Origin of the sequence: Neobacillus phoenicis, assembly GCF_047302305.1 — a bacterium.
In the GTDB taxonomy this organism is placed as follows: Bacteria; Bacillota; Bacilli; order Bacillales; family Cytobacillaceae; genus Neobacillus.
This window is the reverse complement of sequence record NZ_CP154847.1, coordinates 297187-316056: the sequence shown is the minus strand read 5'-3', so window position 1 is coordinate 316056 and position 18870 is coordinate 297187. Positions and strand designations below refer to the sequence as shown.

Annotated in this window: 20 protein-coding genes; 16 read left to right on the top strand and 4 right to left on the bottom strand. The window is 39.4% G+C overall.

Going from position 1 to position 18870, the window contains the following annotated elements:
- Positions 1-29: 29 nt before the first annotated feature.
- The 13 genes from rpmJ to nhaC all read left to right on the top strand — a co-directional run bounded on the left by rpmJ (position 30) and on the right by nhaC (position 10937).
- The gene (rpmJ, locus tag AA0X95_RS01575; RefSeq protein WP_000868344.1) at positions 30-143 is read left to right on the top strand and encodes a 50S ribosomal protein L36; all 114 of its coding nucleotides are present in this window, start codon (positions 30-32) and stop codon (positions 141-143) included.
- A gap of 22 nt (positions 144-165) precedes the next feature.
- Positions 166-531, top strand: a complete 366-nt coding sequence (gene rpsM, locus AA0X95_RS01570) for a 30S ribosomal protein S13 (RefSeq protein ID WP_166243776.1) — start codon at positions 166-168, stop codon at positions 529-531.
- 21 nt (positions 532-552) lie between these two features.
- Positions 553-942 (top strand): 30S ribosomal protein S11, encoded by a 390-nt coding sequence (gene rpsK, locus AA0X95_RS01565; RefSeq protein ID WP_026574109.1) that lies wholly within the window; start codon positions 553-555, stop codon positions 940-942.
- Between the two features lie 177 nt (positions 943-1119).
- On the top strand, positions 1120-2064 hold the full coding sequence (locus tag AA0X95_RS01560; RefSeq protein ID WP_307282759.1) for a DNA-directed RNA polymerase subunit alpha: 945 nt from the start codon (positions 1120-1122) through the stop codon (positions 2062-2064).
- 54 nt (positions 2065-2118) lie between these two features.
- Complete coding sequence (rplQ, locus tag AA0X95_RS01555) at positions 2119-2481, top strand: 50S ribosomal protein L17 (protein ID WP_307282758.1); 363 nt, start codon at positions 2119-2121, stop codon at positions 2479-2481.
- Positions 2482-2843: 362 nt separating this feature from the next.
- The gene (locus AA0X95_RS01550; protein WP_413304643.1) at positions 2844-3683 is read left to right on the top strand and encodes an energy-coupling factor ABC transporter ATP-binding protein; all 840 of its coding nucleotides are present in this window, start codon (positions 2844-2846) and stop codon (positions 3681-3683) included.
- A complete protein-coding gene (locus tag AA0X95_RS01545) occupies positions 3659-4525 on the top strand; it encodes an energy-coupling factor ABC transporter ATP-binding protein (RefSeq protein WP_413304640.1) in 867 nt (288 codons plus the stop codon). The genes AA0X95_RS01550 and AA0X95_RS01545 overlap by 25 nt, the downstream gene beginning before the upstream one ends.
- Positions 4522-5319, top strand: a complete 798-nt coding sequence (locus AA0X95_RS01540; RefSeq protein ID WP_413304637.1) for an energy-coupling factor transporter transmembrane component T family protein — start codon at positions 4522-4524, stop codon at positions 5317-5319. Before AA0X95_RS01545 ends, AA0X95_RS01540 begins: the two co-directional genes overlap by 4 nt.
- 12 nt (positions 5320-5331) lie before the next feature.
- A complete protein-coding gene (gene truA / locus AA0X95_RS01535) occupies positions 5332-6069 on the top strand; it encodes a tRNA pseudouridine(38-40) synthase TruA (protein ID WP_413304635.1) in 738 nt (245 codons plus the stop codon).
- Between the two features lie 452 nt (positions 6070-6521).
- A complete protein-coding gene (rplM, locus tag AA0X95_RS01530; protein ID WP_309856899.1) occupies positions 6522-6959 on the top strand; it encodes a 50S ribosomal protein L13 in 438 nt (145 codons plus the stop codon).
- Between the two features lie 20 nt (positions 6960-6979).
- Entirely contained in the window at positions 6980-7372 is a 393-nt protein-coding gene (gene rpsI / locus AA0X95_RS01525) for a 30S ribosomal protein S9 (protein WP_098533175.1), read from the top strand.
- Between the two features lie 651 nt (positions 7373-8023).
- Entirely contained in the window at positions 8024-8731 is a 708-nt protein-coding gene (locus AA0X95_RS01520; RefSeq protein WP_413304631.1) for a hypothetical protein, read from the top strand.
- 787 nt (positions 8732-9518) lie between these two features.
- Positions 9519-10937, top strand: coding sequence for a Na+/H+ antiporter NhaC (nhaC, locus tag AA0X95_RS01515; protein ID WP_413304629.1), 1419 nt, complete (start codon positions 9519-9521; stop codon positions 10935-10937).
- 55 nt (positions 10938-10992) lie between these two features.
- On the opposite strand, the gene AA0X95_RS01510 is transcribed toward nhaC, so the two are convergent.
- The 4 genes from AA0X95_RS01510 to AA0X95_RS01495 form a co-directional block, all read right to left on the bottom strand.
- The gene (locus tag AA0X95_RS01510; RefSeq protein WP_413304626.1) at positions 10993-12054 is read right to left on the bottom strand and encodes a Ger(x)C family spore germination protein; all 1062 of its coding nucleotides are present in this window, start codon (positions 12052-12054) and stop codon (positions 10993-10995) included.
- On the bottom strand, positions 12051-13139 hold the full coding sequence (locus AA0X95_RS01505) for a GerAB/ArcD/ProY family transporter (RefSeq protein ID WP_413304623.1): 1089 nt from the start codon (positions 13137-13139) through the stop codon (positions 12051-12053). The genes AA0X95_RS01510 and AA0X95_RS01505 overlap by 4 nt, the downstream gene beginning before the upstream one ends.
- A 17-nt stretch (positions 13140-13156) precedes the next feature.
- Positions 13157-14644 (bottom strand): spore germination protein, encoded by a 1488-nt coding sequence (locus tag AA0X95_RS01500; protein ID WP_413304620.1) that lies wholly within the window; start codon positions 14642-14644, stop codon positions 13157-13159.
- A 162-nt stretch (positions 14645-14806) separates the two neighbouring features.
- Positions 14807-16150 carry an N-acetylmuramoyl-L-alanine amidase gene (locus AA0X95_RS01495; protein WP_413304617.1) on the bottom strand — a complete coding sequence of 448 codons (1344 nt, stop codon included), beginning with the start codon at positions 16148-16150 and terminating at the stop codon, positions 14807-14809.
- 157 nt (positions 16151-16307) lie between these two features.
- On the opposite strand from AA0X95_RS01495, the gene AA0X95_RS01490 reads away from it, so the two are divergent.
- The 3 genes from AA0X95_RS01490 (at position 16308) to AA0X95_RS01480 (ending at position 18810) form a co-directional block, all read left to right on the top strand.
- Positions 16308-16751 carry a YbaK family protein gene (locus AA0X95_RS01490; protein ID WP_413304615.1) on the top strand — a complete coding sequence of 148 codons (444 nt, stop codon included), beginning with the start codon at positions 16308-16310 and terminating at the stop codon, positions 16749-16751.
- A gap of 136 nt (positions 16752-16887) precedes the next feature.
- Positions 16888-17616, top strand: coding sequence for an N-acetylmuramoyl-L-alanine amidase CwlD (cwlD, locus tag AA0X95_RS01485; RefSeq protein WP_413304612.1), 729 nt, complete (start codon positions 16888-16890; stop codon positions 17614-17616).
- A 141-nt stretch (positions 17617-17757) separates the two neighbouring features.
- The gene (locus AA0X95_RS01480; protein WP_413304609.1) at positions 17758-18810 is read left to right on the top strand and encodes an Mrp/NBP35 family ATP-binding protein; all 1053 of its coding nucleotides are present in this window, start codon (positions 17758-17760) and stop codon (positions 18808-18810) included.
- Positions 18811-18870 lie beyond the last annotated feature (60 nt).

The following is an 18870-nucleotide window of genomic DNA, read 5'->3' as shown; positions in this document are numbered from 1 at the left end:
CACTCCGTACCATTAAGGAGGTTAGGATAATGAAAGTAAGACCATCTGTTAAACCGATCTGCGAAAAGTGCAAAGTTATCCGTAGACGCGGAAAAGTTATGGTTATCTGTGAAAACCCTAAACATAAACAAAAACAAGGTTAATCTGAAGGAGGTGCGCTAAAATATGGCACGTATTGCTGGTGTAGATATTCCACGTGAAAAGCGTGTAGTTATCTCATTAACTTACATTTATGGTATTGGTAAAAATACTGCACAAAAAGTATTAGCTGAAGCAGGTGTTTCTGAAAATACTCGTGTACGTGATTTAACAGAAGACGAATTAAACAAAATCCGTGACATCATCGACAAATTAAAAGTTGAAGGTGATCTTCGCCGTGAAATTTCTCTTAACATTAAGCGTTTAATGGAAATCGGCTGCTACCGCGGATTACGTCATCGTCGTGGTTTACCGGTTCGTGGACAAAATACGAAAAACAACGCTCGTACACGCAAAGGTCCTCGTAAGACTGTAGCGAACAAGAAGAAGTAATCGGCAAAGGAGGTTATTTAAATGGCACGTAAAACTAATACACGTAAACGTCGTGTTAAAAAGAATATTGAATCTGGGATCGCTCATATCCGTTCAACTTTTAACAATACGATCGTAACTATTACTGATGTACACGGTAATGCAATTTCTTGGTCAAGTGCTGGTGCGCTTGGATTTAAAGGTTCTCGTAAATCTACTCCATTCGCAGCTCAAATGGCGGCTGAAACTGCAGCTAAGACATCTATCGAACATGGTATGAAAACTTTAGAAGTTACTGTTAAAGGACCTGGTGCAGGCCGTGAAGCTGCTATCCGTGCTCTTCAAGCTGCTGGTCTTGAAGTAACTGCAATCAAAGACGTTACACCTGTTCCTCATAACGGATGCCGTCCACCAAAACGCCGTCGCGTTTAATTTCTTTGTATAGAAGTTGTATCATGCGTCTATAATGGATATGATACTAATTTTTTAGAGTTCATACAGAGAATTTATTCCAGTTGTTGTGCACAAAACGGGAACGTATACATGGGGGAATTTCAGTTAGTTAATAAAACTAATTGAGGTTTCGACGTTTTGAAGGAGGGTTATTTGATGATCGAAATAGAAAAACCAAAAATCGAAACGGTTGAGATCAACGATGATGCCAAGTACGGTAAGTTCGTCGTAGAGCCACTTGAGCGTGGATATGGTACCACTTTGGGTAACTCCTTACGTCGTATCCTACTATCTTCACTCCCAGGTGCCGCTGTTACATCGATTCAGGTCGATGGGGTACTTCATGAGTTCTCAACAATTGAAGGCGTCGTAGAGGATGTAACATCCATCATTTTAAACATTAAAAAATTAGCTTTAAAAATCTACTCTGACGAAGAGAAAACCCTTGAGATTGATGTACAGGGTGAAGGACCTGTTAAGGCTAGCAATATCACACATGATAGTGATGTTGAAATCTTAAATCCAGACCTTCATATTGCTACATTAGCTACAAATGGTCATCTTCGCATGCGGTTAACTGCTAGACGCGGTCGTGGCTATACTCCGGCTGATCTAAACAAGAGAGAAGATCAACCAATTGGTGTGATTCCAATTGACTCAATCTTTACTCCAGTTTCTCGTGTGTCCTATCAAGTAGAAAATACTCGTGTAGGTCAAATGACAAATTATGATAAGCTAACGCTAGATGTTTGGACAGATGGAAGCACTGGGCCAAAGGAAGCGATTGCTCTTGGTTCGAAAATTTTGACCGAGCATTTGAACATTTTCGTTGGGTTAACCGATGAAGCTCAAAATGCTGAAATCATGATTGAAAAAGAAGAAGATCAAAAAGAAAAAGTTCTTGAAATGACTATTGAAGAACTAGACCTTTCTGTTCGTTCTTATAACTGCTTAAAGCGTGCTGGAATCAACACTGTTCAGGAATTAGCTAATAAGACTGAAGAAGATATGATGAAGGTCCGTAACTTAGGCCGCAAATCACTCGAAGAAGTGAAGGCGAAACTAGAAGAGCTTGGATTAGGCTTGCGTAAGGACGACTAGTTCAAACGCTGCTGACGATCCGTTTAATGACTTCAACAAAGGAGGGAACCCTTCATGGCATACAGAAAGTTAGGACGCACAAGTGCACAGCGTAAAGCTATGCTACGTGATTTAACTACAGATTTAATTATCAACGAGCGCATCGAAACAACAGAAACTCGCGCGAAAGAACTTCGTGTGACTGTTGAAAAAATGATCACTTTAGGTAAGCGCGGCGATTTACATGCTCGTCGTCAAGCTGCTTCTTACGTTCGTAATGAAGTTGCTAATGCTGAAAATGGTCAAGATGCTGTACAAAAACTTTTCGCTGATATCGCTCCACGTTACCAAGAGCGTCAAGGTGGATATACTCGTATTATGAAACTTGGACCTCGCCGCGGTGACGGTGCGCCAATGGTTATTATCGAGTTAGTTTAATACCTTTTAACAGACAACAAGGGCGCTGGACAGTTTACAAACAAACTTGTTCTTTGCCCTTTTTCTGTAAGGGAATATATTGTCCGACCCAAGCCAAACGAGTGTTATGATGAGCGTGACTCCTACGTATAGGAGCATGAAGGGAATAATACTCCCTGGGATTGAAAATGATTTATAGTAACATTTGTTTTCTTTTTCACGTCTCGTCTAGCTCATGCACCTCCTCCCATTTCTTTATCGAAATTCCTTTTTGCAGCCGTAGTAATTGCTGCCTGGGGACGAGGTGCGGGCTTTTTTTTATATGTAAAAATATTGTCTTAGTAGAGCATAGTTTAGTATGTTAGTCGAGAGGAGGAATAACAATGAAAGAATCAATTGTTTCACTTAAGGAAGTTTTCTTTCAATACGAAGGACAGGAACGCTACGCACTTCATAATGTAACATTTGATATCTATGAAGGTGAATGGCTGGCTATTGTCGGTCATAATGGCTCTGGTAAATCAACCATGGCAAAGCTCCTTAATGGGCTACAATTCCCTCAAAAGGGTGAGATTACTGTATGTGGCATAGGTTTGAATGAGGAAACGATATGGGATGTCCGTAAACAATTAGGGATGGTATTCCAAAACCCTGATAACCAATTTGTCGGTACAACTGTACAGGATGATGTGGCTTTTGGTCTAGAAAATCATGGCATACCTAGAGATGAAATGGTACTACGTGTGGAAGATTCATTGAAAAAAGTGAAAATGGATAAATTTCTATATCAAGAGCCCCACCATCTATCAGGTGGACAGAAGCAGCGAGTAGCAATTGCTGGCGTACTTGCCTTAAGACCTTCTATTATTATTCTAGATGAGGCTACCTCCATGCTTGATCCCAGAGGTCGTGAGGAGGTTTTAGAAACGGTTAGAGTATTAAAAGAAGAGAAGTCTTTAACGGTTATCTCTATTACCCATGACTTAGAAGAGGCAGCAAAAGCAGATCGTATCATTGTCATGAATAAAGGTGAGGTTTTTCGTGAAGGTGTACCGGAAGAGATTTTTTCAATGGACGAGCAGTTGATTCAATTAGGATTGGATATTCCGTTCTCGGTTAAAATGAGCAAAGCATTCCGTCAAAAAGGGATTGACCTATCCAAGCATTATTTATCGGAAGAAGAGTTGGTGACAGAGCTATGGACATCTCGCTTCAAAATATAGAATACCGTTATCAAGCAAACACCCCTTTTGAACGTATAGCGATTAAGGATGTTTCTATCGACATCCCATCTGGAACATTCTTGGCAATAATCGGTCATACAGGTTCTGGTAAGTCAACGGTTCTACAGCATCTAAATGCCCTATTACAACCAACTAATGGAACGGTTAAAATTGGGGAACATGAAATTAGAGCACAGCAAAAAAATAAGAATTTAAAACAAGTACGGCAAAAGGTAGGCATCGTTTTTCAATTTCCGGAACACCAGCTTTTTGAAGAAACAGTAGAAAAGGATATTATTTTTGGTCCGCTGAATTTCGGTGTTTCTGAAACTGAGGCAAAAAAGCGGGCGCGTCTTGCCTTGAAACAGGTAGGGCTTGGGGAAGAAGTCTTAGAAAAATCTCCCTTTGATCTTTCAGGTGGGCAAATGCGTCGAGTGGCGATTGCTGGTGTGTTGGCCATGGAACCAGATGTTATCGTTCTGGATGAACCTACTGCAGGACTAGATCCACGCGGGCGGAAAGAAATTATGGATATGTTTAATTCACTACACAAAGAAAGAAATCTATCCACTATATTAGTTACACATAGTATGGAAGATGCAGCTAGATACGCTGACCAGATTGTCATCATGCAACAAGGAAAAGTAGTAAATAAAGGAACACCAGAAGAAATTTTCTCTGCACCTGCTCAGTTAGTACAAATGGGTTTAGATGTTCCCGAAGTAGTACGTTTCCAGTTAAAGCTGGAAGAGAAGATGGGTGTAAAACTTAATAAAATGTATTTATCAATAGATGAGTTAACTGAAGCTGTTACTGAAGCGTTAAGAGGTGTTCGCTCATGATGGAGAAAATGATCTTTGGCCGCTATGTTCCTGCTGATTCTTTAATCCATAAAATGGACCCTCGTTCTAAATTGCTAATTATCTTTTTATTTGTATGTGTTATTTTCTTAGCAAATAATGCAGTTACTTATGCACTTATAGGGATTTATACTTTTTTCATGCTTGGTTTGTCCCGTATTCCTGTGCGTTTTCTATATGGGGGCCTGAAACCGGTTCTATGGCTTGTTCTCTTTACCTTAGCCTTACAATTGTTCTTTACAAAACAAGGCGATCTTTTGTATCATTGGGGGCCCATTAAAATTTACGAAGAAGGTGTTAGACAGGGGATCTTTATTTCTTTACGCTTCTTCTTCTTGATTTTAATGACTTCATTGTTAACATTAACTACGACTCCTATTGAAATTACAGATGGACTAGAAACACTTTTACATCCACTAAAAAAGGTCCATTTTCCAGTCCACGAAATGGCTTTAATGATGTCTATTTCCTTACGTTTCATACCAACATTAATGCAGGAAACTGACAAAATTATGAAAGCTCAAATGGCTCGTGGCGTGGAGTTTTCAAGTGGTCCCTTTATGGAGCGGATTAAGGCAGTCATCCCACTACTTATTCCGTTGTTTGTCAGCTCCTTTAAACGGGCGGAAGAACTGGCCATAGCGATGGAAGCAAGAGGTTATCGCGGAGGAGAAGGAAGAACAAAATACAGGCAGTTAGAATGGCAATTAGGCGATTCCTTGCAATTAGTACTTCTTAGTGTTTTAACCATCTTTTTAATCTTATTACGTTCATAATGGAGCGAAATCATGCAAAGATACAAATGCATTATATCCTATGATGGCTCGGGTTTCTCGGGGTATCAAGTACAACCAAATAAGAGGACTGTACAACGAGAAATAGAAGCTGTCTTAGCAAAAATGCATAAGGGCACCTCTGTAAAGGTTACAGGCTCTGGACGAACAGATGCAGGCGTTCATGCAATAGGACAGGTGATTCATTTTGATTCTCCCTTACCTATCGCTGAAGATCGGTGGGAAATTGCGCTAAATTCGATGTTGCCGGAGGATATTTCAATTCTTTCTGTTAAAAAAGTAAGCGATAGCTTTCATTCTCGGTTTGATGCGATAGGGAAAGAGTATCGCTATGTGCTGCACTTATCTTCTAAGAGGAATCCTTTTCAGAGGCTCTTTGCCTATCGTTACCCTTATCATCTCAATATAGATGCTATGAGGGATGCAAGTAAATATTTCCTTGGCACCCATGACTTTACTAGCTTTTGTTCGGCAAAAACAGAAGTGGAGGATAAAGTACGAACCGTTAAAGCAATAGACTTTTTGCTGGAAGATGACCAGCTTACGATTCGCTTTGTCGGAAATGGCTTTTTGTATAATATGGTTCGAATTTTGGTAGGAACTTTGCTAGAAGTAGGGTCAGGTGATCGAAACCCTGATGACATTCCTGCTATCCTAGAAAAAAAAGATAGACGCCTGGCAGGAAAAACAGCTCCAGCCCACGGTCTATACCTTTGGGAAGTTTTTTACTAATATTTGGGATGTGAAACATCGGGTTTATTAGCTTTTTTAAGGCTAATTTGAGACACCTTTTTATTGTAGCGGAAGGCGCGAAGACTCCTGCGGGAGTACGGGGCAGGGGAGACCCCGCAGGAGCGAAGCGACGAGGAGGCTCCCCGGCACGCCCGCGAACCGCTCGCGCCTGGAGCGGAAATCAATATATATTCAACATTTTAATAAAACAACCCAACCTGGTGTAACATCCCCTTGACATATAGACCCAAAGTATTTATTATATTATATGTGTGTGTTTTTAATCCCACGATTAAGCCCCGGAAAAGTCTTCATCGTGATTGAAAATATATGAATTAGAAAACTTAAGCGCACAAGGGCATTAATGTGGATTCCCGGAACAGAATAAACATTAATTGCTTTATGAAGGTGCGAAAAAATAATCTTTATGGATTTAATTAGGAGGGAAACTCATGCGTACAACGTTTATGGCAAATGCCAACAATATCGAGCGTAAATGGTACGTGATTGATGCTGAGGGCAAAACTCTTGGACGTCTTGCTTCTGAGGTAGCATCAATTCTACGTGGTAAAAACAAACCAACTTTTACACCACATGTTGACACTGGTGATAATGTAATCATTCTTAATGCATCTAAAGTAGAACTAACAGGAAAGAAATTAACTGACAAGATCTACTACCGTCACAGCATGCATCCTGGTGGTTTAAAGCAAAGAACTGCTCTTGAAATGCGTACAAATTATGCTGAGAAAATGATCGAGCTTGCTGTTAAAGGTATGCTTCCAAAGAATTCTCTTGGCCGTCAAATGATCAAAAAATTACACGTATATGCTGGTAGCGAACATCCGCACCAAGCACAAAAACCTGAAGTTTACGAACTTCGCGGATAATTTAGAGGGAGGGAATTAACTTGGCACAAGTTCAATATATCGGTACTGGTCGTCGTAAGAGCTCAGTCGCACGTGTGCGTCTAGTTCCAGGCACAGGTAAAATTGTAGTTAACGGTCGTGAAATCGAAGATTATATCCCATTTGAAGCTTTACGTGTTGTTGTAAGACAACCATTAGTAGCTACTGAAACTGTAGGCAGCTATGATGTTCTTGTAAACGTAAGCGGCGGTGGATACACTGGTCAAGCTGGCGCAATCCGCCACGGTATTGCTCGCGCATTACTTCAAGCTGACCCTGAGTTCCGTCCAACATTAAAGCGCGCAGGTCTATTAACTCGTGATGCACGTATGAAAGAGCGTAAGAAATACGGTCTTAAAGGTGCTCGTCGTGCGCCTCAGTTCTCAAAACGTTAATCTTTTCGAACATCAAAGACTCTCAACCAATTTGGTTGGGTGTCTTTTTTATTTGGCTCTGTTATAACTGAATGGTGATTTCATAGTGTTTGAAAAATAAACGGAAAAATTCCGCTTAAATTGGGAAATACCCTTATTTCCTTAAAAATAAGGGTATTTTTTCCGGTTATTGTATCCAAATCTTTGGATTTTGTCTCATTTAGAGCAGTTAACCGGAATATCTCCGCTTATGAATTCTCTTATCTACACGTAAATCAACAAACAAATGATAATATAGCCTTTTATTTAGAAAAAAGCATTTGACCACAGTTTGACCATAAATCTTAGCTCAATGTATTTTTGAAATATAGTAACTGTTTGCTCTTTTAGAGTGTCCGGCTTGATTGAACTTCCTGTATAAAAGCAACATTCTATGAACGATCAACGTGAAATAGGCCGCCTAGTTTTGTTGCGGGAAAGAAATTATGATTCCTACTTATCCAGGATCGAATGGGGTTTCCGTATCGCCTGGCGATACATTGCAATATCACCAAAAAAACATTCTTTGTAATAGAGCTAAGTGGTTCTCTCTTTTATTTTGTATCGTTAGGTGATATGACCCTTGCAAATTCATTTGAAAACGTTCATATTTAATAAAAAAGGAGGTGCGATATGCGACGTGATATACAACCTAATGAACAAGCTTTCTCTTCCAAAGAAGTGGCAGAAGAATTAGGAATTGCAACACCCACTGTTCGAAAGTATGGACAAATCTTAGAGCGGAATGGATATGAGTTTTTGAAAGATGGAGATCGGCGTATTTTTGTACTATCTGACATCGGAGCTCTTATAGCGTTACGCGATACGGACAAGCCCCTAGACGAAACAGCTAAAGACATTGTATATAAACAAAAAGAAAGTTTAGAAGGACTCAATGAAACTGAGATTGCTATACCCGATACATATGGTAATCTACCACAAGACCCCAAACAATTAGAAGAGATCTTAATGTTTTTAGCTAATGAACTCGCAGCCACACGTGAAATGAATGTTCAACTGACAAACGATATGTCTCAGCTTAAAACACAGGTTTCCCGGCTCCAGCAAGATCATCATGTTATAAGTTCTAATATTGGAAATTCTGCACAAAAAACTCATGCTAAAATTGAAAAATTAACTGAACACCAAATGATCCATTACGAAACATTGCTGAAACAGGAGCAACAAATAAGCGATTTCTTACAAAAAGAAATACAAAATATGAGGGACGAACAGAAAAAAGAATGGATTTCACAAAATGTTTTTAATAAACGTTTAGAAGAAGCGATACAACAGCCTAAAGAAAAATGGGCGTGGCTTTTCTCCATATTCAGAAAATAACGTGCCTGTTAAAGGCTTTTTTTTGTTCGTATCGCCGGGCGATATAACATACAAATAAATCCCCAGAGCCTTCTTCTTTAATAGAAAAAGAAGTCGATATGCGAGATGATATTTAACCTACCGTATCCACTGTTTTTCCAATTTTCTACAAATTCCCAGGAAATATCGACAAATTCTTAGTAGATATCTATCGAAAAATAAAACATGATTTTCCCCTGAACGTTCAAATACTCTCAACCAAATTGGTTGAGAGTATTTTTTATTATGTTGGCTCTGTTAAATTTGCCTGTTGATTTCCGCTCCAGGCACGAGCGGTTCGTGGGTGTTTCGGCGAGCCTCCTCGGCGCTTGCGCCTGCGGGGTCTCCCCTGAACCATACTCCCACAGGAGTCTTCGTGCCTTCCGCTCCAATCAAAAGGGTGTATAAATCAACACTGTTCTTTAACACAGACATTATGTTAAAAAAACTTTTGACAAATAAAGAATGACGTTGTATATTATTCACACACACACTTTAACGCTTAAAAGCGTTTTAGTGTAATAGTAAATATCACGCCTACAGTTCTAGTAGAAATGACATGAGCAGCAAATAGAGACCAGATGGAGGGTGAAAATCTGGGCAGTGACCATTTTGAAGTACAGCTGTTTTATACAGGCATACATTTTTAAGAGGGTAAGGGGTACAAGATTTAACCTTGCCAATTAGGGTGGTAACGCGGAGTCCTTTCGTCCCTAGATGGAGGGGCTTTTTTGCGTTTAGTTATATCTTTAATAGGAGGAAATTTTTTATGGAACAAGAACAAAAAGTATTAACCATCAAACCAGCTGAAGCCATGTTGATTATAGCGGCTTTAATGGGGCTGGTTAGTTATTTAATTATTGGCCTTCAGGTAGTACCGCACTTAGCAATAATTTCAGGCATCGCTCTATTACTGGGTTATGGCGTAATTAAAAAAGTAAGCTTTAAAGATTTGGAAGAAGCCATGTCAAATGGAGCTAAATCAGGCATCGCAGCTGTTATGATTTTCTTTTTTATCGGGATGCTGATAAGCAGTTGGATGGCAAGTGGCACCATTCCAACATTTATTTATATTGCGGTTGACTTAGTATCGGGGAAATTTTACTATGCCATTGTTTTTGTCGTAACATCCATTATAGGTCTCAGTATAGGTAGCTCTTTAACCACTGCTGCAACAGTAGGAGTCGCTTTTGTTTCTGCAAGCACTGCACTAGGCATTTCGCCTGTGATCACTGCAGGGGCGGTAGTATCAGGTGCTTTCTTCGGTGATAAAATGTCGCCTCTATCGGATACAACGAACCTTGCATCTAGTGTTGCAGGAGCCGATTTATTTGAACATATAAAAAATATGGCATGGACGACTATCCCTGCTTTTATTCTTTCATTTATCGTGTATCTGGTTCTATCCCCAGCGGAAACAGCAAAGAGCATTCAACAAATTGCAGTTATTAAGAATACTTTACTAGATATGCGCCTAGTGCACTGGTATTCACTATTACCACTCTTAATCCTTGCCATTTTGGCTGCTAAAAAGGTCCCTGCCATTGCAACGCTTTCCGCGGGCATTTTATCTGCTCTTATTATCTCGTTGTGGATTAAGGGAGGATTGGGCGGTAAAGGATTTTTAGACCTGCTCTATTCTGGTTACAAATCTGAAAGTGGGATAAAGGAAGTTGATTCAATTCTGACACGGGGCGGTATCGAAAGCATGATGTTTAGTATATCAGTCATTCTGCTTGCACTGAGTATGGGAGGCCTGCTGTTCAGATTAGGAATTATTCCAGCTGTATTATCAATGATCAATTCCCTATTAACCCGAGTGTCCGTATTAATCAGTGCAACGGCCGGAATGGCGATAGCGGTAAATTTTATACTTGGTGAGCAATACTTATCGATCTTATTGCCTGGAAACGCATTTAAAGAGCATTTCAAAAAAGCAGGTTTGGAACCAAAGCATCTTTCACGGGTGCTTGAAGATGCGGGGACAGTTGTTAATCCGCTTGTACCGTGGAGTGTCTGTGGTGTATTTTTAGCATCAGTCCTTGGCGTTTCCGTTACAGAATATTTTCCTTTTGCGTTATTTTGTTTATTTTCACCGCTACTCACTGTTTTTTATGGTTTTACAGGGATAACGCTTCCCAAGCCTGCAAAAATCTACAAAATGAATCAGTCACAAAATATGAATTAACCAGTAGAGACTCCTATCAATTGAAGGCTGATGGGAGTCTCTTTTTTAGCTTAATTTACTCAATAACACCTGATTCGATAATGCTCACATCTGCATGTACATTGACTTTCAAATATTGATAGTCGGTATCCCACTTTTTAAAGTTGAAATTCCTTGTTCTACTTTTTATAAAGTGGCCAAATCCTACGGGATCAATTTCATTTTCTTGAAAACCTTTTGTTAACTTAAGGCATTCTGATTCTATGTCCTTTTCCACTTTTTTTTCAATTTCCTTAATACCTTTTGGCGTCACACTAGCTCCGGTGTATTCATTTAACATGGCTTTCACTTTAATGTGTACATTTACGGTATAGGGATTCCTAGCTGCGAGTTTCATCTTGAATTTAGAACGAATACTTTCAATGGATGCAATTTCTTTATCGATGTTTACCTTTAAGGTTCCCTCACTATAGTTGTCTACAAGAAGCTTAAAATAAAACATCTTTGCAGCTGGTATGGTCTGAACCACTTTACCATATCGAAAAAAGCTGATGCCGCTAATTTCTATTTGGTCATCACTCAACGAACGAATTTGCGGCAGATAGGGGGATTTTCCCTTTTGGTGAAAATCAAATAAAAATCGCTGTAGATTTGTTTTCGGCAAATCTTTCGACTTCATATTATGGCGAATAAGATTGGATAGATAGACTGCATTCCCTCTTTTTCCATATTTGCCTTCAATAACATCTTTGGCTTCCCCTTCCGTAACAGTAAGGTAAAGGCCAGCACCGATGCTTGGGTCCCGTTGAAAGGAGTCGATGAGGGCTAAAATTCCTTTCTGCTTCGCAAGCTTTTCTCCAAAAAGAACCACTTTAAGAGACCCTGTTACGAGAGGGTCAGAAGATTGACGCTGAACATCTCTTAAAAAGTCTCTGCTTAGACTAGAAGAAGCGGAAAAGGTTTTATTTTCTACTGATTTATCGGGTAAATAAACAGGAATGAGAGCTGTACCGCGTATTTGGTTATCAATATAATCATAGGCACTTCCCGTTTCTAGATTGACATCGTCTAAAATTTCTTTTCGTACGCATCCTGTTAGAATGGTTAAAACAATAAAAAAGGTAAGGAGTTTCCTCATTTTTTCTTCACCTTCTTCACAATTAACACAAGAAAAAAGAGCAATGGAATATAGCCGTAATTAAGGAAAAAGGCAATTTTTCCGGTATAATCGATAAGCGTATTTATTTGTTCCCGTGACTTAAAAAAATTAATAAAAATTAAAGTAAACATCGCTAAAACAAGAACACCATATTTTTGTTTTATGTTGGTTACTCTTTTAACAATCCGGCTACCACACCAAAGGGCGATGCAAAAATTAGGAAGAATGATGATATTCCAATTAGCGATCCCAATGTATTCGAATCTTTCAACAAAGGGCATTTCAACCACTTTCCACATCGTCAGGGTGGCCCAAATATTTTTTTGCAGCTGCCCCTCTGAAAAATAGGTAAAGGTGACGAACGTTAGCAATGTATAGAGTACAGTTGTGTAAAGGACTCCTAAATGTGCCCACTTTTTCGATTTTTGAGGATCTTTAATATATGGATAGAAAAATAAAAGCACCTCGTAGCCAAGGTAGGTAAGGGACATTTGATAGGATGCCATTACCAAATCCTTAACGGAGTGATCAAAAATAGGAAGTAAATTTTTTACATCTGCATAAGGAATCGTAAAGAAAAAAGTTAAGATTAAGTAAGCAGGGAGGACGACTCCAAAGAAAGCCACCCCGGTCACCGTTCTAAAGCCTCCGAAGATAATATATATGGCTAATCCACAAAAAGCGAAAGAATACCAAAAGGTGCTCATATCCTGGAACATCCATACTTGGACGACTTCAATAAAGGTTCTTAGAAGGGTCAAGGCAATCATCAAAAAATAAAGGACAAAGGGAAATGATAGGAGTTTACCAATTTTCTTTCCGAAAACAAACGAATGGGCAGTGATGATATCACCATCGACGGTCTCAAGAATTTTATACATCATCCATATGATGATATGAATGCTTAAACCTGCAAAAATCACCGACATCCATGCATCATATCCTGCTGTTAAAGCGATAATGCGTTGAAAGCCAAGAACGCCTATGCCCACCTGCATCGTATGGACGAGAAAGAAAACTAAAAAAGGCGATACTTTTGCTTTTTCCGGCACTAAATGTTCCATAGCACTTCCTCCACGTTCTATTCGTCAATATCTCCTTTTTTCACTTTTTTCCTAGGAGTAAAACGAACGGGATTTTGAGTCCGTAAAGTCTGAGGCCTTAAGGATTGCTTTGAGAATGGGAGCCTAATAATAGAATCCTTTAGGTCCGTCATTCTTGGTGGATAGATCGGTTCTAAAAACGGTCTATTAAGGGATGTTAGTCTAAGTAAATGTGCCATTAACAGGCAAAAACAAAAAACGATTCCTAGCAGGCCCCAAAGCTCAGCAAAAAATAAAAATGGAAAGCGCAGTAAACGAATGGCGTTGCCCATTTTATAAACAGGGGTAGTAAATGACGCCAGTGCCGCAAGAGCGACGATAATTAATAGAACATTACTTGTAAGGCCTGCTTCAACCGAAGCGGTCCCGATAACGATACCACCCACGATACCGATTGTCTGACCGACCTTTGTAGGAAGTCGGGCTCCAGCCTCACGTAGAAGCTCAATCGTTAGCTCTAAAAACAATGCTTCCAGGATAGGGGGAAGCGGTATTTCACGGCGAGACGTAACTAACGTATTCATTAAATCCTTTGGAATCAGTTCATAATGATAAGACAAAGTCGCTACATAAACTGGTGTAATCAAAATAGAAAAGGCAACGGCAAAAAGCCGAATTAACCGAAAGAATGAGGATAACATCCAATTTAAAAAGTAATCCTCAAACGAGCCAAAAAACTCAACCAGCGTTGTTGGCGTGATCAGCACATGCGGAGACCCATCAACAAATATAGCAATTTTCCCCTCTGCCAAGATGGCAGTTACCCGGTCTGGCCGCTCGGTATCGAGAAGCTGTGGGAAGGGGGAATTTTTATTATCTGAGATTAATTGAACAATATAAGAACTATCGGTTATGGCATCAAAGTCAACAGCCTTTAACCGCTTCATCACTTCCTGGATATTATCCGGGTCAGCAATCCCATCTAAATACATAACCGAAATCTTTGTTTTCGATAGAGTGCCTAGTGTCAACTCTTCACTTATTAGTTCCTTAACAGGAAGTCGTTTGCGGATTAAGTTAACATTTTGCTCGAGAGATTCAACAAAGGCTTCCTTTGGCCCAATAACACTAAACTCAACCTCAGGCTGTGTAATGCTGCGGACAATTTCTTTTTGCGCAGCCAAAAAGGCAAAATGACCTGGGTCTGAATCAAGTGTTAAAAATACATATCCATTAAATAATTTCTGTTCAATAAGACTTTCATCATTACTTATCTGCACATCCGCAAGGGGAATGAGCTTCTTTACTTCTTCAATCTTTTCAAATGGCTTTTCTAGTAAATAGGGTAGGACATTTTCCTGCAAAATGCTCTCGTCAATGAGTGTAGATATAAAGGAAAAAGAAAATCGGCAATTGGTTGCCTGGTTTATATAATGAACTTTTGTATAATCATTCGAACGTTGGAGATATTGTTCTAACGTTGCTTTTTCACTATTTTGCGCCTTTTTCTTCATAAACCAGTTCATTATTACAATTCACCGCCGTAGTTTACATCACATTTAGAATAGTATTTCCTATAGTGGAAGGATTATGTAATAGGGGAGAACGAATAAGAAAGAAACAAGGCTGACTCCTACCCAAGGAATCAGCCTCTGCTTCTTATTTATTGATTTCATTCAAAACTGTGTCTAAATTTTGTTTGGCGAATGCATTTTTCCATATAGACTTAAAATAGATTGGCCATAGGTTGTGCCCGGCACGGCCCATATACCGTTTAAAGCGGTCCATGTTGGAGCCGATCCTCGTTTAACTAGATAAAAACGGGGATCTACCAGCGGATATTCATCGGGTAGGACCTTTGTAGAAGCATAAGCGAATAGATGCTGAAGATGTGCGAGTACTCCCTCTTCTGGTGTGGCAAAGCTTGCGCCAGGATTATCCGGTCCTGTTGTACCAATCCCTGCATAATTATTTTGCGCTGGTTTTACAGTGCCTGTAAAGCGGAAATAGTTTGTTTCATGTAAAGCTTGCGCAAACGCAATATCACCTCTGATTCCATAGTATTCGCCAAAGGTTAAATAAAAATCACCTAGTTCAATCGCATGGGGATTGACTGTTTTAACATAAAGATTCATGTGCTCTGGGGACAAGAAGGTCTGCCCAAGAATGGAATATCCAGTGGGAGTGGGTTCTGACGGAGTAGGTGTAGTCGTCGGGCTGGTACCTTCGGTAATGATGAAGGTATCTGTAATGCCTAGATTTTGGATTTCTTCCTGACGAGCTTCAGCATTTGCTCGATTTGAAAAGGCTCCAGCCTGTACACGATACCAAATTTCACCCGAAATGGTTGTTGTCATAACAAATGCTTCAATGCCTTTTGATTCAATGAAAGCTGCTCGATTGTCAGCGTTATTCCGTTGTTTGAATGATCCTGCAATCACTTTGTAAATGGTTTCAGAAGGTACTGGTACTGGTGACACGGATTTAGGCTTTAGATTAAAAGCTTTTGCGATGCCATTCGCATGTCCCTGGGCTACATTTTGTCGCCAAGAAGATTGTTTCATTAAGGCTGCATCATGGGCATGATCAATAAAGCCATTTTCAGAAAGGATGGCTGGCATTGCTGATTCCCGGAGAACATGGAAATTTGCTTTTTTCTTTCCGCGGTCTATTAATTGATTAAGTTTCATTACTTCCGCATGAATAATCTCACGATACCTTGCTGTCGTTGAGGAATCGGATAGATTACTGTAGATGTAATCCTCGTATCCTTGTGCGGTACCATTAAAGGCATTAATATGAATGGCCATGTAAAAATTGGCCCCCCAGGAGTTTGCTTCATTTGTCCGCTGGCTTAAGCTTTTTGTTATATCAGTTGTACGACTCATTTTGACTTCGATATTCTCGTAATTGTTGATAAGGATTGTCCGAATTTTAAGCGCAATATCTAATGTAATATCCTTTTCATTTAGTCCATTACCTTGGGCACCTGGGTCACTACCACCATGACCTGGATCTAAATAGAGTTTCATTTCAGCTCCTCCTATATAAAGGGTTTTACATATATATTGTATCGAGGAAGAGACTATACGTTCGTGTACCTGTCCAATTACATAAAAAATTGGTAAAACTGTCTTTGCATTTCTTATGAACAAGGGATAAAGAATAGTTCTAAGAGGTGAAATTGAAGTGACTGTTATTACTACCTTTAAAGAAAAAAGACGTGAAAAACAGATTAAATATGAGCGTTCCGTACTTCGGGACTTATCCATCAATACGTTAAAAGAAAGAGTAAAACAATACTTTGGTTCAACAAAAATAGCCTCCAGTTTTGTCATGAATACAGGTATAGAAGAGGCTTGTTATGATGTAGCGTTAGAGGCCTTCCTATTAGGGGCAAAGTTCAGCAAATTTGGGTATTACGGAGAGGACCAAGAGGCAGTGCGGTTACGTTGTTACAAAGAAGAAAAACACTTAATTGATACGTTATACAATTTTCTACTTTACTGGGGAAATGGTGAAGAAGGCACGATGAGTGAATCTCTTTATTACCTATGTGAACAGTATATACATGTTTGGTGGAGAGAAGGGTATGAAAAGGGCCAAAGGCGACATAAACTTCGCCTGCATTAAATTGAATCCTTGAATATTTTGGCAGAGGTGCATAGCTATAAATAGTGCACTTCTGCTTTACTCTTTCTTCTGTTCTATTTTTCCCTCTTGTCCCATATAGTTTATTGAACAGGGACGAGCGGGAAGGATGATTTGGGTGTCGAAGCGAAGAATAAAAATCATAAGTTTTATTGCAGGTTTACTTGTATTGTTTCTCATCTTACAGCATGACTTTATGGAGGATGATTCTTGGAACACATGGAACCTTCCGTTGTCAGGTAAAATCATTTTGTTAGATGCGGGACATGGAGGCCCAGATGGTGGAGCAGGAACAGGGAAAACCCTTGAAAAAGACATAGCATTAGATATCACTATAAAAGTAAGGGATTATCTCCAACAGCAAGGAGCCCTCGTTATTATGACACGGGAAACGGATACCGATTTGGCCGATGATGATACAAGAGGGTATAGTAGAAGAAAAGTGGAAGATTTGAAAAAAAGGTTAAAGATGATTAATAATACCGATAATGATCTTTTCGTCAGCATTCATTTAAATGCCATACCTTCCTCCAGATGGAGCGGGGCTCAAACCTTCTATGCGCCGCATCATCAAGAGAATGCAAGGGCGGCTAAATTTATTCAAGAAGAGCTACGCAAGAATTTAGAGAATACAAACAGGAAAGCAAAGCCTTTGAATCAAGTATATATTTTAAAGAATGCAAAAAAACCAGGAGCACTAGTTGAGGTTGGCTTTCTTTCTAACCCAGGTGAAAAAGCCATGTTAAAAAAGGATTCCTATCAAGAAAAAGTAGCCATTTCTATCTATAAAGGAATTATGCGTTATTTTACAAATGAAAAAGAGATTAAAGAAATAGATGAAGGATGATGGTGGGGTCTGCCATCCCTTTTTTGTTTAAATGCTTTTCTGTGTTTTAATAGGTAGTATGTGTGATTCATTTAACTGTATCCCAGCGTGATTATGGTATACTGATAGATGGAAACGAATTCATAAGGTGAGGTGCTTTTCATGTTAACAGAGGTAAAGATCCAAGAGGTTCTTGGCAGCCTTAAAGAGCCATTTTTACATAAAACATTAGCTGAACTACATGCGATTGAAGAAATTAAAATAAAAGAAGAGAAAAATCACGTTAGCGTGAAAATAGCCATTGCAAGAACAGGAACGTCTGAACAGTTACAGTTGCAAACCCAAATTGTAAATCTTTTAAAAGAAGCAGGTGCAGCGACTGTTGGAATCCGTTTCAATCAACTTCCTGAAGAAGTATTAACCCAGCATCGAAATAAAGAGCCAGAAAAAGAAAAAAATCTGCTTCAATCTAACAATACGACTTTTATTGCCATTGCTAGTGGGAAGGGCGGAGTAGGTAAATCAACTGTATCTGTGAACCTAGCTGTAGCTTTAGCTCGTTTAGGCAAAAAAGTGGGTCTTATTGATGCTGATATTTATGGATTCAGTGTACCAGATATGATGGGAATTACAAAAAGACCGGTTGTAAGAGGCGAAAAGATTATTCCTGTGGAACGCTTTGGTGTTCAAGTTATTTCAATGGGATTCTTTGTGGAAGATAATGCCCCGATTATCTGGCGAGGTCCTATGTTAGGGAAAATGCTGAATAGTTTCTTTAATGAAGTGGAATGGGGAGAAATCGATTATTTACTGCTTGATTTACCACCGGGTACAGGGGATGTTGCGTTAGATGTACACACCATGCTGCCTGCTTGTAAAGAAATTATCGTCACGACTCCACATCCAACAGCGGCCTTTGTAGCTGCGCGTGCGGGAGCAATGGCTATTCGAACTGAACATGAGGTGCTTGGAGTAATTGAAAATATGGCTTACTTCGAAAGTAAGCTAACAGGGGAAAAAGAATATGTGTTTGGTCAAGGCGGCGGCGACAAATTAGCCGATGAGCTAAATACGGAAGTTCTTGGACGATTACCTCTGAATCAGCCTGACTGGAATGATGAAGATTTTGCTCCATCTGTATATCAGGAAGATCATCAAATAGGAAAGATTTATTTGGAAATTGCTGAAAAAGTAACGAGCTTGCTTAAAAAATAATAAATAAAGCCTCTTCGTTTTGAACGAAGAGGCTTTATTTATGACATTTGCCTGTCGGCG

What these genes read in the sequence shown, in the direction of transcription:
- AA0X95_RS01500 (WP_413304620.1), bottom strand. Translation starts at nt 14,644, where the DNA reads ATGAACTGGTTTATGAAGAAAAAGGCGCAAAATAGTGAAAAAGCAACG.
- AA0X95_RS01505 (WP_413304623.1), bottom strand. Translation starts at nt 13,139, where the DNA reads ATGGAACATTTAGTGCCGGAAAAAGCAAAAGTATCGCCTTTTTTAGTT.
- rpsK (WP_026574109.1), top strand. Translation starts at nt 553, where the DNA reads ATGGCACGTAAAACTAATACACGTAAACGTCGTGTTAAAAAGAATATT.
- AA0X95_RS01510 (WP_413304626.1), bottom strand. Translation starts at nt 12,054, where the DNA reads ATGAGGAAACTCCTTACCTTTTTTATTGTTTTAACCATTCTAACAGGA.
- AA0X95_RS01520 (WP_413304631.1), top strand. Translation starts at nt 8,024, where the DNA reads ATGCGACGTGATATACAACCTAATGAACAAGCTTTCTCTTCCAAAGAA.
- truA (WP_413304635.1), top strand. Translation starts at nt 5,332, where the DNA reads ATGCAAAGATACAAATGCATTATATCCTATGATGGCTCGGGTTTCTCG.
- AA0X95_RS01545 (WP_413304640.1), top strand. Translation starts at nt 3,659, where the DNA reads ATGGACATCTCGCTTCAAAATATAGAATACCGTTATCAAGCAAACACC.
- AA0X95_RS01560 (WP_307282759.1), top strand. Translation starts at nt 1,120, where the DNA reads ATGATCGAAATAGAAAAACCAAAAATCGAAACGGTTGAGATCAACGAT.
- rplM (WP_309856899.1), top strand. Translation starts at nt 6,522, where the DNA reads ATGCGTACAACGTTTATGGCAAATGCCAACAATATCGAGCGTAAATGG.
- rpsM (WP_166243776.1), top strand. Translation starts at nt 166, where the DNA reads ATGGCACGTATTGCTGGTGTAGATATTCCACGTGAAAAGCGTGTAGTT.
- rplQ (WP_307282758.1), top strand. Translation starts at nt 2,119, where the DNA reads ATGGCATACAGAAAGTTAGGACGCACAAGTGCACAGCGTAAAGCTATG.
- AA0X95_RS01540 (WP_413304637.1), top strand. Translation starts at nt 4,522, where the DNA reads ATGATGGAGAAAATGATCTTTGGCCGCTATGTTCCTGCTGATTCTTTA.
- AA0X95_RS01495 (WP_413304617.1), bottom strand. Translation starts at nt 16,150, where the DNA reads ATGAAACTCTATTTAGATCCAGGTCATGGTGGTAGTGACCCAGGTGCC.
- AA0X95_RS01480 (WP_413304609.1), top strand. Translation starts at nt 17,758, where the DNA reads ATGTTAACAGAGGTAAAGATCCAAGAGGTTCTTGGCAGCCTTAAAGAG.
- rpmJ (WP_000868344.1), top strand. Translation starts at nt 30, where the DNA reads ATGAAAGTAAGACCATCTGTTAAACCGATCTGCGAAAAGTGCAAAGTT.
- nhaC (WP_413304629.1), top strand. Translation starts at nt 9,519, where the DNA reads ATGGAACAAGAACAAAAAGTATTAACCATCAAACCAGCTGAAGCCATG.
- AA0X95_RS01550 (WP_413304643.1), top strand. Translation starts at nt 2,844, where the DNA reads ATGAAAGAATCAATTGTTTCACTTAAGGAAGTTTTCTTTCAATACGAA.